Here is a 14,347-nt window from a genome sequence, read left to right as displayed (position 1 = left end):
GGTCACCGTGTCACCCCCCGAGTCCGCCGTGCTGCAGCCGGAAGATCCGCTGTCGGCCGCCTTCACCGACGCCGTCGGTAGGGTGCTGGCGACCTTCGTCGACGAGCAGGCGCCGGCCCTGGCCGCGATGGGGCCCGAGCTCGGCGCCGTCCAGACGATGGCCACGCAGCTGCTCGCGGGGGGCAAACGGCTGCGGCCGGCGTTCTGCGTCTGGGGCTTCGTCGCGGCCGACGGGCTGCCCGCCGACGAGCCGACCGCCCTGCTGCGGGCGGCGGCCTCCCTGGACCTGCTGCACGTCAGCGCCCTGGTGCACGACGACGTGATGGACGCCTCGGACGTCCGGCGGGGCCAGCCCGCGGCCCACCGCCAGTTCGAGGCGCAGCACGCCGGTTCGGCGCGGCTGGGCGACGCGGCCGCGTTCGGGCGGGCCGGGGCCATCCTGCTCGGGGACCTCTTGGTGATGTGGTCGGTGCAGCTGCTGCAGCAGTGCGGTCTCGAGCCGGCAGTGCTCGCAGCCGCCACCCCGATCGCTGAAACGATGCGGACCGAGGTGACCTGCGGCCAGTACCTCGACATCGTCGCGCAGGCGCAACCGCTCGGGGAGGACGTCGGCCGGGCGCTGGACGAGGCGGAGCGGGTGGTGGAGTACAAGTCCGCCCGCTACACGGTCTCCCGACCCTGCCAGCTCGGGGCGGCGCTGGCCGGCGGCGACGACCGGTTGCAGACGGCGCTCGCGGCGTACGGGTCGCCGCTCGGCCGGGCCTTCCAGTTCCGCGACGACGAGCTGGGCGTCTTCGGCGACGCCGCACTGACCGGCAAGCCGGTCGGGGACGACCTTCGCGAAGGCAAGCGGACCGTCCTGGTCGCCCACGCGTACGCGCACGCCAGCCCGGCGGGCCAGTCGCTGCTCCGGACCCGGCTCGGCGACCCCGATCTCGACCCCTCCGGGGTGGCGGACCTGCAGCAGGTGATCGTCGAGTCCGGCGCCCGCGACGCCGTCGAGGCGATGATCGAGCAGGGTTACGAGCGCAGCCTCGCCGCGCTGGCCGCCGCCGACCTGACCGATCCGGGTCGGCAAGGGCTCACCGCTCTCGCCGAGGCGGCCGTCCGGCGAACGTTCTGAGACGCTGTCCCTGGAAATCGACCCCGAGATGGCCAAAGGTGGCCCTCACGAGGCGATTTAGCCCGTTTCGGGGTCGTTTTTCAGGGCGGAGCGGCCTGGATCCGGGCGAACGAGGCGTAGTGGTCGGCGGTCCAGAAGAGCTGCCGGCCGCGGTCGCCGGTGATGATCCGGCGGGCGCCGCGGTCGGCCGAGCCGGGCGTGACGACGGTGTACTCCCGGTACCAGCCGGAGGGGTGCGCGGGCAGCAGCCGCTCCCGGTTGGCGAAGGTGCTGCCGTCCTTGGCGTACGGGAACGGGCCGCCCGCGTCGATCAGCGAGACGGTTCGCTGCGCCTCGACCGGCAGCCCGGCCAGCGATACCAGCGGCAGTCCCGTCTCGAGATCGTGGCTCGCGCGGGCGGCGGACGGCGATCCGGCCGGGGTGGCGGTGCTGGGACCGGCGTCACCCCCGGGGCCGACCAGGTAGCCGAGCAGCACGAGCACGAGCAGCGCCACGACGGCGCCGACGGTCTTGGCCCGTGCGCTCACCGGCGGCGACCGGGGCTGGCCGCGGCCGCGAAGGTGTAACGCTCGGCCGCGGGGTCGGACCGCCACGCCTCGCGCAGAGCGGCGGCGAAGGTCCGGGCGGTGCCGCGGGGATCAGCGGCCCAGGTGAGCGCGCGGGACACGCAGATCCGGCCGGCTCCGGCCTCGAGGACCGCGCTGAGGTTGTCGGCGGTGATCCCGCCGACGGCGAACCAAGGCTTGGAGCTCATCGCGTACACCGGCGCCGCAGCCGCAGCGTGGCGGACCAGCTCCAGGTCGGGCGGGACGCCGTAGACCGGACCCACGGTCAGGTAGTCGACGTCGTCGTCAGCGAGGGCAGCCGCGAGCTCGCGCTCGTCGTGGACCGAGCGGCCCAGCAGCGCGTACGGGTGCAGGTGTCGGCGAGCGGCAGCCGACGTCTCACGCGGCTGAACCAGGTGCAGCACGTCGACCTGGACCTCCGCAGCCAGCGCGAGCGACTCGCGCAGCCCGACCAGCACCTGGACGGACGCGGCCGCCTGCCGAGCGACCTCGACGCAGGCTGGTGTCAGCCCAGGCGGCCGGAGCTGGACCAGGTCCACCCCGCCGGCGAACGCCGCACCGAGGAACTCAGCCAGGTCACCCTGCTGCTCGCGGCCGTCGGTGACCAGGCAGAGCCGCGCCAGCCGTAGCCGGGCGTCGAGTCCGCGGAGCACCGTCACGCGCTCACCTTAAAGGCTGACCTTCCCGCGCTGCCGGTCAGACGACGGCGGAAACCTGACCTCTGGGCTCGCTCCACTCACGCGCAGCGAGACGCGCCCGGACCAGCGGGGCCACCTCGGTCGCGAACAGCTCGATCGATCGCATCGTCAAGGCATGGTCGACGTGGCTGACGTGCAGCTCGAACCGCTCGATGCCGAGCTGCTCGTGCAGGGTGACGATCTTGTCCGCGACCCGCTCGGGGTGGCCGAAGAACAGGGCACCGTCGGGACCGATCAGCGACTCGACCTGCGCGTCCGACATGGGCGGCCAGCCGCGCTCGCGGCCGAGCTTGGCGAAGGTGGCGCGATAGCTGGGCAGGAAGTCCGCCCGCGCCTGCTGCTCGTCGAGGGCGATGTAGCCGTGGCTGTGCACCGCGAGCGGGGTGGCCGGGTCGTGCTCGCCGTGGGCCAGGGCGCGCCGGTACAGGTCGGCCAGCGGGGCAAACGCGGCCGGCTGGCCGCCGATGATGGCCAGCGCCACGGGCAGGCCGAGCGTGCCGGCCCGGATGACCGAGTTGGGTGTGCCGCCCACCGCGACCCAGACCGGCAGCGGTCGGCCCTCGGGGCGCGGGTGCACGACGATGTTGTCCAGCGGGGCGCGGAACCGACCGGACCAGGTCGTCGGGCCCTCCTCGCGCAGGGCGAGCAGCAGGTCGAGCTTTTCGGCGAACAGCTGGTCGTAGTCGCCGAGGGAATAGCCGAAGAGCGGGAACGACTCGGTGAACGAACCGCGGCCAGCCATCAGCTCGGCCCGGCCGCCGGAGATCAGGTCGAGGGTGGCGAAGTTCTGGAACGTACGGACGGGATCCGCCGAGCTGAGCACGGTGACGGCGCTGCTCAGGTGGATCCGCGACGTGGCGCCGGCGATGGCGGCCAGGATGATCTCGGGGGCGGACGCAGCCATGTCGGGCCGGTGGTGCTCGCCGACGCCGTACACGTCGAGGCCGAGCTGGTCGGCCAGCACGCCTTCCTCGACGACCTGGCGCAGCCGCTCGCCGGGCGAGGTTGCCGGGTCGTTGATCTCGGCGAAAGTGGTGAGTCCGAATTCCATGTCGTGCTCCTCCTAGAGTCGCCCGGGACAGCACGATTGATCGGTCAATTATTCCTGCTGGACGACACCCCTCCCGGCTCAGCTCACGATCGCCGTGCCCGTACGCGTCCCGGTCACCCGGGTGTCGTAGCGACTGGTGCCGACGACAACGCCGCGGACGCGACGGGTACAACTGGTCCATGACCGACATCGCCGTCCTCGGGACCGGGACCATGGGCGCGGCCATGGCGCGTAACCTGCTCCGCGCCGGGCACCAGGTCCGGGTGTGGAACCGTTCCGCCGAGCGGGCCGCCCCGCTGGCCGACGCCGGCGCGACCCTGGCCGACTCCCCCGTCGCGGCGGTCGACGGCGCCGGGATCGTGCTCACCATGCTCTTCGACCTCGACGCCACCCGGGAGGTCGTCCAGGACGCAGCCGCCGCGTTCGCGCCGGGCACGCTCTGGCTGCAGACGGGCACGGTCGGACCCGAAGGTACGGCCGCGCTCGCCACGTGGGCCGGCGCCCACGCTCTGGACTACCTCGACGCGCCCGTGCTGGGCACGAGAGGACCGGCCGAGGAGGGCACCCTGGTCGTGCTGGCCAGCGGCGACCCCGGGCTCGGGCTGCGGGCCGAGCCTGTGTTCGCAGCGATCGGCAGCCGGGTGGTCTGGGCCGGGGCCCGACCGGGGGCGGCGTCGGCGCTGAAGCTGGCCTGCAACGCCTGGGTGCTGACCCTCACCACCGCCACGGCACAGTCGCTCGCCCTCGCCGCCGCCCAGGACGTCGACCCGATGCTCTTCCTGGAGGCCATCGCCGGCGGCGGCACCGACAGCGCGTACGCCCAGATCAAGGGCCGCGCCATGCTGACCGAGCGGCTCGCACCCTCGTTCGCGCTGGACGGCGGCCTCAAGGACCTCGGGCTGATCGCCGACGCCGCGCGGCTGGCCGGGATGCCCGACGACCTGCTGGCCGCGGTCCGTGAGCTGTACGCCGAGGCCAGCGCCGCCGGTCACGGTCACGACGACATCGCGGCGGTGCACGTCGCCCTGCGTCCGCGGCGGCCTGTTCGTGGATCCTGACCCGCCGGGGCGCGGCTGACAGGTCGCGAGGGCATCCTCGACAGGTGAGTGCGCACGAGCAGGCGGGCGGCGCGCCTGACCGGGCCGAGACCTCTCCGACACTTACGATCAGGGCCGAGGCCCAGCGGGCCACCAACATGTGAGTGTCGGGAGCAGGCGTGACCATGACCAGCGTCGGGGATCCCCTGGTCGGCCAGGTGCTCGACGGCCGGTACCAGATCACGAGCCGCCTCGCCCGGGGCGGGATGGCGACGGTCTACCAGGCGGTCGACACCCGGCTCACCCGGACGGTCGCGGTCAAGGTGATGCACGTCGGGCTGGGCGACGACGCGGAGTTCGCCCGCAAGTTCGACCGGGAGGCGCGGGCCGCCGCCCGGCTCTCCCACCCCAACGTCGTCTCGGTCTTCGACCAGGGCCAAGCCGTGCTGGACGGGCACACGGTCCGGCCGTACATCGTGATGGAGTACGTCGAGGGCCCGACCCTGCGCGACATCATCGTCCGCGAGGCGCCGATGGCCCCGCTGCGGGCGTTGGAGGTCCTGGAGCCGATCCTCGCCGCGCTCGCCGCGGCCCACGACGCGGGACTGGTGCACCGCGACGTCAAGCCCGAGAACGTCCTGATCAGCGACCGCGGACAGATCAAGGTCGCCGACTTCGGCCTGGCCAAGGCGGTCAGTTCGCAGACGTCCACCGCCACCCAGGGTCTGCTGATCGGCACGGTCTCCTACCTGCCGCCCGAGCTCGTCCTCTCGGGTCGCGCCGACGCGCGATCGGACGTCTACAGCGCCGGGGTCGTGCTGTTCGAGCTGCTGACCGGCCGCAAGCCGCACACCGGCGAGACGCCGATCCAGGTCGCGTACGCGCACGTGCACGCCGACGTCCCGGCGCCCTCGACCGTGCTGGCTGAGGGTGGCGGGCTGTCGCGCATCCCGCCGTACCTGGACGCGCTGGTCCGCGGGGCGACCGCCCGCGAGCCGGCCGCCCGGCCGCACGACGCCCGGGTCATGCTCAACCAGGTCCGCCGGGTCCGGACTGCGCTGCGCGACGGGCTGAGCGAGGATGCTGAGCTGACCCAGGACCTGAGCGCGGTCCGCCCGCCGGACGACCGGTCCGACGACGAGCTGACGCAGCTGGTCAGCGCTCCGTTGCCGCCGTCACGCCCGACTGGTTTCGCCCCGCGCCCACCCGACCTACGGCCGCCGGGACAGGTGCCCACTGTCCCGACCCCGACCGTCCGCGACGCCCCGCCGCCGGTGCCGCTGCCCGCGCCCGTCCCGCCGCAACGTCAGCTCGCTGCCGCCCGGGTAGCCGACCAGCAGGAACGGCAACGCCGCAAGCGTCGCCGCGGCTGGCTCGCGCTGCTGCTGGTGCTGCTGCTGACCGCCGTCGCCGCGTCCGGCGTCTACTACTGGACCGAGGGCCGGTTCACCACCGCCCCGGCGCTGACCTCGCTCAGCCAGGCCGAGGCCGAGCAGGTCGCCGACCGGTCCGGCCTGCAGCTGCGGACCGAGGACGCCTTCAGCGAGACCGTGCCCAAAGGCACCGTGATCTCGACCGATCCAGGACCGGGAGCCAAGGTCGCTGACGGCGGCGAGATCGAGGCGATGGTCTCCCAGGGTCCCGAGCGCTACCCGGTGCCAGCGGTGGTCGGCCTTACCCAGGCCGCCGCCACCACGGCGCTGAACGCGGCGCACCTCACCGCAGCCCCGGTCACGCAGTCCTGGAGCGACACCGTCGCGGTCGGGACGGTGCTGAGCGCCTCGCTCGACGCCGGCACCAGGGTGAAACCGCAGACCCCCGTCGTCCTGACCGTCTCCCAGGGACCAAAGCCGATCACCGTCGCGGACTACACCGGCAAGCCGGCGGACGCCGCGGTCACCGCACTGAAGAAGCTCGGCTTCACGGTGGTGGCCAAGACCGCACATTCCGGGACCGTCGCCAAAGACCTGGTGCTGAAGCAGACGCCCAACTCCGGCGTCGGCGCCAAGGGCGACACGGTCACCCTCACCCGTTCTCTCGGCCCGGTGATGGTCACCGTGCCGAACGTGCGGGCGATGGGCATCCGAGCGGCCGAGAAGGTGATGAGCGACGCCGGCTTCCGGACCAAGGTGCGGCCGGCGGCAGTCAACTACCTCGGGCTGGGCTACGTCGTCACGACTCGTCCCAAGATGCGCAGCGAGGCGCCCAAAGGCTCGACCATCACCCTCTGGGTGGTCTGAGCGGCCGACCGTCGGCGCTCGTGGCACGGCTTAGGGTGGTCCGGTGCCGTCCTCCCCCGCCCGCGGCGAGTGGGGCGCGCTGACGGCGCTGCTGGTGATGACGGCCGCGTGGGGCTCGACCTTCTTCGTCATCCACGACCTGCTCACCCGGCTGCCGGTGACCGACATGCTGGCCCTCCGGTTCGCGATGGCCACGGTGGCCCTGCTGCTGTTCACCGGCCGGCGGTTGCGGCTGACCCGGACGACGATCCGCTCCGGCGTGGTCCTTGGACTGCTCTACGGGGTGGCCCAGGTGCTGCAGACCGTCGGCCTCGCCCACACCGCGGCCAGCGTGTCCGGCTTCCTGACCGGCCTCTACGTGGTCGCCACCCCGCTGCTGGCCGCCGTCCTGCTGCGGGCGCGCGTCCCGCCGACCACCTGGCTGGCGACCGGGCTGGCCACCGTCGGCCTCGGCGTGCTGTCGCTGCACGGCTTCAGCCTGGGCTACGGCGAGCTGTTGACCATCGCGTCGGCGCTGGTCTACGCGGCGCACATCCTGGTGATGGGCCGGCTCAGCGCGCCCGGCGAGGCGCTCGGTCTGAGCGTCGTCCAAGTGGCCACGATCACCCTCGTCTGCACGGTGGCCGCCTGCTGGCCCGGCAGCGGTAGCGGGGCCGGGCTCCAGCTGCCGACGTCTGGCCAGGACTGGCTGATCGTGGCCTACCTCGGCGTGGTCGCCGGGGCGCTGACCATGGTGCTGCAGACCTGGGCCCAGGCCCGGGTGGAGCCGGCCCGGGCGGCCGTGGTGATGGCGATGGAACCCGTCTGGGCGGCGGCGTTCGCGGTCGCGTTCGGCGGCGAACGGCTCACGACCCGGATGGTGACCGGCGGGGTCGCTATCCTCACCGCCATGTACCTGGTCGAGCTGGCCCCGCACCGTCGACGCGGTCGTCCTCCAGCCGCCGACGAGGAGATCCCCGCGCCGCGCGGCCAGGAGTCGTCCCCGTGAGTCGCGGCGGGGTGATCGCGCTGGTGGTGGCGCTGGTCATCCTGCTCGTGGTCGCCTTGCTGATCATCCGGAGACGGGGTGCGGCGCCTCAGAACTGGTGCGTGACCCCGCCCCGGAGGTCGACCACCCGGGTGCTGGTCATCGCGTCCAGGCGGCCGCGGACCAGGCCGCGACCGCGGTCGTTCAGCAGCTCGTCGTGGATCGGGAATCCCTCCAGCGCCCCCACCGCCCGGACGAAGTCGATCGTCTCCTTCAGCGCGGCCCACGGCCCGTACGCGGGGACGGCCAGCAGGTCGACTCCGCTCGGCACGGTGTCGTAGGAGTCGCCCGGGTGGAAGAAGGTCGGCTCCCCCGCCGACCGCAGCACGTAGCCGACGTTGCCGATGCCCGGCAGGTCGCGGTGGATCACCGCGTGCCGGCCCCCGCCGGCGGTGACCAGCACGTCGCCGACGGTGGTCTGCTCGCCGGCGGCCAGCGCCTGGGCGTCACCGAGCGACGGCAGGTCGCCAGACTGCACCTGCAGGAGGATCGACGGTTCGACGTAGACCTTTGCGGACGGGTTCGCGGCGAGCAGCGTCGGCAGCGCGGCCGGGTCGAGGTGGTCGGGGTGCTGGTGGGTGACGAGCACAGCGTCGAGGTCGGTCAGCCCGTGCCAGTCGGTCGAGAAGGCGCCGGGATCGATGAGGATGCGGGCGGCTTCGGTCTCGACGAGGACGGCGGCGTGGCCGAGGTGGGCAATGCGCATGGGGTCACGCTACTCAGGTCCGCTCCGGCGGAGCTCGGGTGGCGTCGCCGAGCCGCGACGGTCAGCATGCCGGGATGACCGATGAGCACGTATCCCGCCCGTCCGCTCCACTGGTGAGCCGGGCCCGGTCGAGAAACGTCGACGGCGACAAAGACGTTGCGACATGGTGCCGCGTACTCGCGGCACCATGTCGCAAGGTAAGCGGATCAGACGGCGATCAGCGCCCCGAGCACCCGGCCGGCCTCGGCGCAGTCGTCGCCGCTGACGTCGAGGTGGGTGACGGCCCGGAGCATCCGCGGCCCCAGCGCGGAGACGAGGACGCCGTGCTCGGCCGCGGCGGCGGCGATCGGGGCGGCGGGGACCTCGCCGGTGCTCAGCACCACGATGTTGGTCTCAAGGTTGTCGAGGTCCACGGCGGCCGGAGCGTGCTCGGCGACCGCGGTCGCGAGCCGGCGAGCGGCGACGTGGTCCTCGGCCATCCGCTCGAGGTGGTGGTCGAGGGCGTACGAGGCTCCGGCGGCGAGCATGCCGGCCTGCCGCCAGCCGCCACCGAGCCGCTTGCGCTGCACCCGGGCCCGGGCGATGTTCGCCGCGGAGCCGACGAGCACCGAGCCCACCGGAGCGCCGAGACCCTTGGAGAAGCAGAGGCTGACGGTGTCGAAGAGCCGGCCGTAGGTCGCCAGCGGCACACCCGTGGCCAGGTGGGCGTTCCAGAGCCGAGCGCCGTCCAGGTGGAAGCCGAGCCCGTGCTCGCGGCACAGCGCGCTGGTGGCCTCCAGCTGCTCGAGCGGCTGAACGGTACCGCCGCCGAAGTTGTGGGTGTTCTCGACCGCGACCGCCGTCGTCGAGACCAGGTAGGGTCCGGCTGAGGGCGAGAGGATCTCCCGGACCCGCTCCACGTCGAGCCGACCCCGGTCCGAGGGCCAGGTACGCATGGTCAGCCCGTGCACGGCCGCGTGCGCGCCCATCTCGGCCCGGGCGATGTGGGCACCGACGTCACAGAGGACCTCCTCACCGGGCTCCACCAGCATCCGGACGCCGAGCAGGTTGGTCAGCGAGCCCGACACGCAGTACAGCCCCGCCTCGTGCCCCATCAGCTCTGCGGTCCGCCGCTCGAGCTCGAGGACGCTCGGGTCCTCCCCGTACACGTCGTCCCCGACGGGCGCCGCGGCCATGGCGGCCCGCATCCCCTCGGTCGGTCGCGTGACGGTGTCCGACCGCAGGTCGATCATCGGGAAGTCCTCGTCGTCAGACGACTGCGGGCACGGCCGAGCCGGTCGGCACGACGGCCGCCCGGGCGATCCGGCCCGTGGTCAGCCGCTCGGCGACCAGGAAGGCCAGCTCGAGGGACTGGTTGCGGTTGAGGCGCGGGTCGCAGAGGGTCTCGTAGCGGTTGACCAGGTCGGCCTCGACCAGGTCGTCGCTGCCACCGACGCACTCGGTGACGTCGTCGCCGGTCAGCTCCACGTGCACGCCGCCGGGCCAGGTGCCGAGCTCTTCGTGGACGTCGAAGAAGCCGTTCAGCTCCTCCATGACGTCGGAGAAGGCGCGGGTCTTGTAGCCGTTCCGCGCCTCGAACGTGTTGCCGTGCATCGGGTCGCAGACCCACGCCACCTGGCGCCCGCTGGCGGTGACCTTGGCCACGACCTCGGGCAGGATCTGGCGCACCTTGCCCGCCCCCATCCGGGTGATGAAGGTGATCCGACCGGGCTCGTGGTCGGGGTCCAGCCGGTCAGCCAGCTCCAGCGCCGTGTCCGCGGTCGTGGTCGGGCCGAGCTTGATCCCGAGCGGGTTGCGGATGTGGCGCATCAGCTCGACGTGGGCCCCGTCCAGCTGGCGAGTCCGCTCCCCGATCCAGAGGAAGTGCCCGGAGGTGCCGTACGGCTGCGAGGTCCGCGAGTCGATCCGGGTGAGCGCGTGCTCGTACTCCAGCACCAGCGCCTCGTGGCTGGAGTAGAAGTCGACGGTACGGAACTCCTCGTCGTCGATCCCACAGGCCACCATGAACGCCAGGGCGCGGTCGATCTCGCCGGCCAGCGCCTGGTACTGCACCGCAGCCGAGCTGAGCACGAAATCGGCGTTCCAGCTGTGCACGCTGCGCAGATGGGCGAAACCGCCGGTGACGAAGGCGCGGGTCAGGTTGAGCGTGGCCGCGGAGGCGTTGTAGACGCCCAGCAGCCGCTGCGGGTCGGGCTCGCGGGAGGCCGGGTTGAAGTCGAAGCCGTTGACCGCGTCGCCGCGGTAGGCCGGCAGCTCGACGCCGTTCCGGATCTCGGTGGCCGAGCTGCGGGGCTTGGCGTACTGGCCGGCCATCCGGCCGACCTTCACAATCGGGACCTGAGCCGCGTAGGTCAGCACGACGGCCATCGAGAGCAGCGTACGCAGCTTGCCCTGGATGTTGGCGGCCGTGACCCCCTCGAACGTCTCGGCGCAGTCGCCCCCCTGCAGCAGGAACGCCTCGCCCGCGGCGACACTCGCCATCTTGGCGCGGAGGGCGTCACACTCGCCGGCGAAGACCAGCGGCGGCAGCGTCCGCAGCTTGTCGATCACCGAGTCGAGCGCGCCCGCGTCCGCGTAGGTCGGCTGCTGGAGAGGGTTCAGAGCGTGCAGCTCTGCCAGCGAGGGAACCGAGGACGATGCGAGCACGACGTACACCCTAGACGGCGCAGGCGCCGCCGACCCCCGAATTCACCCGCTGGGCAGCCGCACCACCACGACCGGGCTCAGGCCTGCGGGGAGACCTCGTCCCGTTCGGCCGCCACGGCCTCGCGGGCGGCGACCTCCTTGGCGGTCGGCGCGTAGAGGTCGACGTACTCCTGGCCGGAGAGCTCCATGATCGCGTACATGATCTCGTCGGTGATCGACCGCAGGATGAAGCGGTCCTCGCTCAGGCCCTCGTAGCGGGAGAAGTCCAGCGGGGTGCCGAAGCGAACCGTGGGGCTGACGATCTTGCGGACGATCTGGCCGGGCGGCGCGATCACGTCGGTGCCGATCACCGCGGTCGGGATCACCGGCACCTTGGCCAAGAGCGCCATCCGCGCGACGCCGGTCCGACCCTTGTAGAGCCGACCGTCGTGACTGCGGGTGCCCTCGGGATAGATCCCGAACAGCTCGCCGCGCTCCAGCACCTTGAGCCCGGCGCTTATCGCGCCCTCGCTGGCCCGGCCGCCCGTCCGGTCGATCGGCACCTGGCCGGTGCCGGCGAAGAAGCGCTTCTGCGCCCAGCCCTTGACCCCCACGCCGGTGAAGTAGTCGGACTTGGCCACGAACGTCACCCGCCGGTCCAGGGCCAACGGCATGAACAGCCAGTCCGCGAAGGACAGGTGGTTGCTGGCGAGGATCGCCGGCCCGGTCGCCGGGACGTTCTCCACGCCCTCGTCGATCGGCCGGAAGATCTTGCTGATCGCCGGCCCGAGCAGGACGTGCCGCAGCAGCCAGTAGATGCCCCGGCCCGAACGGCTCGACTCGACGCTGACCCGCCCGTCCGCGCCGAACGAGACCAGGTCAGCGCCCGGCTCGCCGGACGGCTCCGCGCCCGGAGCGGCGTTGCTCACGCGGAGTCCGACACGGACGGCGCCGACGTGGCCGGCGGCAGCGGCGGGACCGGCTTCCCCACGCCGGGCCGTTCCAGCTCCGTCACCGCGAACGGGCGCCCCTCGGCGGCCGCGGCCTTCACCGAGCTCGCGTACGCGTCGACGTAGGTCTGGCCGGAGAGCTGCTGCACCGCGGCCATGATCTCGTCGGTCACGTAGCGCAGCACGTCGCGGTCGTTCCCGGCGCCGGCGTAGCGAGAGAAGTCCAGCGGGGCGCCGATCCGCAGCCCCGGACGCCGCATCACGGGAATTCCGAGCACCGGCAGCCGGACGAACGCGGTGTCGACCATGCCGACCGGGATCACCGGGACCCGCGCCTGCAGCGCGAGCCGGGCGACTCCGGTCTTGCCCTTGTGCAGCCGTCCGTCGGGCGAGCGGGTGCCCTCGGGGAAGATCCCGAGCAGCTGGCCCTGGCGCAGCACCTGCGACACGCTGACCATGCTGGTCGCGCTGGCCCGGCCGCCGGAGCGGTCCATCGGCTTCATGCCGATGCCCTCCAGAAAGATCTTGAGCACCCGTCCGCGGAACCCGCGGCCCTCGAACGCCTCGGCCTTGGCCGGGAAGATCACCCGACGGCTGATCAACGCCGGCAGCAGGTAGGTGTCACCGGCCGAGACGTGGTTGCCGACCAGGATCGCCGGCCCGGAGGAGGGGATGTGCTCGCGGCCCTCGACCCAGGGTCGGAACAGCAGCCGGATGACCGGCAGGAAGACGACCCATTTGAGCAGCCAGTAGAGCACCCGGTGAGCCTAGTGGTTGCGTACGGACGTGCGCCGATGGCCGCAGCACGGGCGTTCGTGTCACCATGCCCGGGTGACTCAGCAGCACCTCGGCCCCTCGAGCACGCGCACGAGTGCGACGCGCTCGCTGGAACGACTGAGCCGACCGGCCCGCGGCCTGGCCAGCCGACTGCTCGACCGGTCACCGCTGCCGCCGGCGGACGCGCCCACCTCGGCACCCGTCCGGCCCGACGCCGAGCCGTACGCCGGTGGCTCCGGCCCCCTCGGCGTGCTGCTCTGTCACGGGTTCACCGGCTCGCCGCACTCGATGCGGCCGTGGGCCCAGCACCTCCAGGCCGAGGGGTTCCGGGTGGCAGTGCCCCGGCTGCCGGGCCACGGCACCAGCTGGGCGGAGCTCAACCGCACGCAGTGGACCGACTGGTACGCGGCCGTGGACCGCGCCTTTCTCGCCCTGGCCGCCGAATGTGACCGGGTCTTCGTCGCGGGGCTGTCGATGGGCGGGGCGCTGGCGCTACGGCTGGCCGAGCAGCACGGCGACCGGGTGGCCGCGTTGGCGCTGGTCAACCCGTGCATCAACATCGTGGACCCGCGGATCCGGATGATCAGGCTGCTCAGCGTCATCCCGTCGTTCCCCGGGATCGCCAACGACATCGCCCGACCCGGCGTGGACGAGGGCGGGTACGACCGCAACCCGCTGCGGGCGCTGCACTCCCAGACCCAGCTGTGGGCCGACGTCCGGGCGAACCTGGCGCGGGTCGAGCAGCCGACGATCATCCACTGGTCGCGCCAGGACCACGTCGTCGACCCCTCGTCCCTCGCGCTGATCAGAGCCGGAACTCACAGCACCGAGCTCGAGGTCGTGGTGCTGGAACGCAGTTATCATGTAGCCACGCTGGACTACGACGCGGAGACCATCTTTCGGGGGTCCGCGGAGTTTTTCCGCCGGCACGAGCAACCCGCGCGTGACCAGGGAGCTCGGGCGTGACCGGGGGGTGGGCGTGATGACGGAGCCGGGTGAGGACGACCGGGCTGCCGTCGACCGTGCCTTTGCCGAGCTCGTCGCCGGCTTTCACCTGACCGCCGACCGACCGCCGCTCGAGCAGCCCGCGGAGCGGCTCGCCGACGCCGATGCCCCGGCCAGCCTGCCGGCGTTGGAACCCGAGGGCGCCGGCGAACCGGATCCGCACTGGGCCGACAACCACCCGCTCTTCCACCTGCCCGTCCAGCCGCCGCCGGCTCCGGCCCCGCCGCCTGCGGTCGAGCACTACGTGCCGGACCCGATGCCACCGCTCGGTCGGCCGGCCGTACCGGCGCTGCTCGGCTGGCTGGGCATCGGCTGGGCCGTCCTGGTGGTCCTCGCCGCCGCCTTCGGCGCCCGCTTCCCCGCCTGGGTCGGCTGGGTGGCTGTCGTGGGCTTCCTCGCCGGCTTCGCCGTGCTGATCGCCCGACTGCCCCGCAGCCGCCCGCCGGACGCCGGCGACGGCGCGGTCCTCTAGGCCCGCCACCTCGGCCTACCAGCCCCCGGCCGCGGCACCCGAGGCACCCCCTGGACGGTCACTTCACATG

Annotated in this window: 14 protein-coding genes; 6 read left to right on the top strand and 8 right to left on the bottom strand. The window is 72.8% G+C overall.

Translation table 11 applies throughout. The features are described from left to right. The first annotated feature begins 7 nt into the window (after nt 1-7). A complete protein-coding gene (locus tag ACFE76_RS10220) occupies nt 8-1,123 on the top strand; it encodes a polyprenyl synthetase family protein (protein ID WP_375431705.1) in 1,116 nt (371 codons plus the stop codon). Between the two features lie 80 nt (nt 1,124-1,203). Here ACFE76_RS10220 and ACFE76_RS10215 read toward each other — a convergent pair whose 3' ends face one another. Genes ACFE76_RS10215 through ACFE76_RS10205 form a run of 3 tightly spaced genes read right to left on the bottom strand, consistent with a single transcriptional unit; the run spans nt 1,204 to nt 3,438 of the window. Further along, entirely contained in the window at nt 1,204-1,650 is a 447-nt protein-coding gene (locus ACFE76_RS10215) for a ribonuclease domain-containing protein (RefSeq protein WP_375431642.1), read from the bottom strand. Then, nucleotides 1,647-2,348 (bottom strand): thiamine phosphate synthase, encoded by a 702-nt coding sequence (locus ACFE76_RS10210; protein ID WP_375431641.1) that lies wholly within the window; start codon nt 2,346-2,348, stop codon nt 1,647-1,649. Before ACFE76_RS10210 ends, ACFE76_RS10215 begins: the two co-directional genes overlap by 4 nt. Before the next feature lie 37 nt (nt 2,349-2,385). Beyond that, the gene (locus ACFE76_RS10205; RefSeq protein WP_375431640.1) at nt 2,386-3,438 is read right to left on the bottom strand and encodes an LLM class flavin-dependent oxidoreductase; all 1,053 of its coding nucleotides are present in this window, start codon (nt 3,436-3,438) and stop codon (nt 2,386-2,388) included. A gap of 179 nt (nt 3,439-3,617) precedes the next feature. Between ACFE76_RS10205 and ACFE76_RS10200 the strand changes: the two genes are divergently transcribed. From ACFE76_RS10200 to ACFE76_RS10190, 3 genes are all read left to right on the top strand, one after another. Beyond that, nucleotides 3,618-4,496, top strand: a complete 879-nt coding sequence (locus tag ACFE76_RS10200; protein ID WP_375431639.1) for an NAD(P)-dependent oxidoreductase — start codon at nt 3,618-3,620, stop codon at nt 4,494-4,496. 164 nt (nt 4,497-4,660) lie between these two features. Continuing rightward, a complete protein-coding gene (pknB, locus tag ACFE76_RS10195; RefSeq protein ID WP_375431638.1) occupies nt 4,661-6,715 on the top strand; it encodes a Stk1 family PASTA domain-containing Ser/Thr kinase in 2,055 nt (684 codons plus the stop codon). A gap of 43 nt (nt 6,716-6,758) precedes the next feature. Next, nucleotides 6,759-7,703, top strand: a complete 945-nt coding sequence (locus ACFE76_RS10190; RefSeq protein ID WP_375431637.1) for a DMT family transporter — start codon at nt 6,759-6,761, stop codon at nt 7,701-7,703. Between the two features lie 88 nt (nt 7,704-7,791). Here ACFE76_RS10190 and ACFE76_RS10185 read toward each other — a convergent pair whose 3' ends face one another. The 5 genes from ACFE76_RS10185 to ACFE76_RS10165 all read right to left on the bottom strand — a co-directional run bounded on the left by ACFE76_RS10185 (nt 7,792) and on the right by ACFE76_RS10165 (nt 12,781). Beyond that, on the bottom strand, nt 7,792-8,448 hold the full coding sequence (locus ACFE76_RS10185) for an MBL fold metallo-hydrolase (protein WP_375431636.1): 657 nt from the start codon (nt 8,446-8,448) through the stop codon (nt 7,792-7,794). Nucleotides 8,449-8,654: 206 nt separating this feature from the next. Further along, a complete protein-coding gene (locus ACFE76_RS10180) occupies nt 8,655-9,680 on the bottom strand; it encodes a threonine aldolase family protein (RefSeq protein ID WP_375431635.1) in 1,026 nt (341 codons plus the stop codon). A 16-nt stretch (nt 9,681-9,696) separates the two neighbouring features. After that, complete coding sequence (locus ACFE76_RS10175) at nt 9,697-11,136, bottom strand: class II 3-deoxy-7-phosphoheptulonate synthase (RefSeq protein WP_375431704.1); 1,440 nt, start codon at nt 11,134-11,136, stop codon at nt 9,697-9,699. A gap of 35 nt (nt 11,137-11,171) precedes the next feature. Further along, nucleotides 11,172-11,891, bottom strand: a complete 720-nt coding sequence (locus tag ACFE76_RS10170) for a lysophospholipid acyltransferase family protein (protein WP_375431703.1) — start codon at nt 11,889-11,891, stop codon at nt 11,172-11,174. Nucleotides 11,892-11,998: 107 nt separating this feature from the next. Next, entirely contained in the window at nt 11,999-12,781 is a 783-nt protein-coding gene (locus tag ACFE76_RS10165; RefSeq protein WP_375431634.1) for a lysophospholipid acyltransferase family protein, read from the bottom strand. Nucleotides 12,782-12,854: 73 nt separating this feature from the next. Between ACFE76_RS10165 and ACFE76_RS10160 the strand changes: the two genes are divergently transcribed. Together ACFE76_RS10160 and ACFE76_RS10155 are read left to right on the top strand one after the other, a co-directional pair. Further along, nucleotides 12,855-13,766, top strand: coding sequence for an alpha/beta hydrolase (locus ACFE76_RS10160; RefSeq protein ID WP_375431633.1), 912 nt, complete (start codon nt 12,855-12,857; stop codon nt 13,764-13,766). Next, entirely contained in the window at nt 13,744-14,277 is a 534-nt protein-coding gene (locus ACFE76_RS10155) for a hypothetical protein (protein WP_375431712.1), read from the top strand. Before ACFE76_RS10160 ends, ACFE76_RS10155 begins: the two co-directional genes overlap by 23 nt. The last annotated feature ends 70 nt before the right edge of the window (nt 14,278-14,347 follow it).

It is taken from the genome of uncultured Friedmanniella sp., assembly GCF_964244005.1.
Lineage (GTDB): Bacteria > Actinomycetota > Actinomycetes > Propionibacteriales > Propionibacteriaceae > Microlunatus.
Note: the sequence above shows the minus strand (reverse complement) of the source record. Positions and strands in the feature narration are given on the sequence as shown.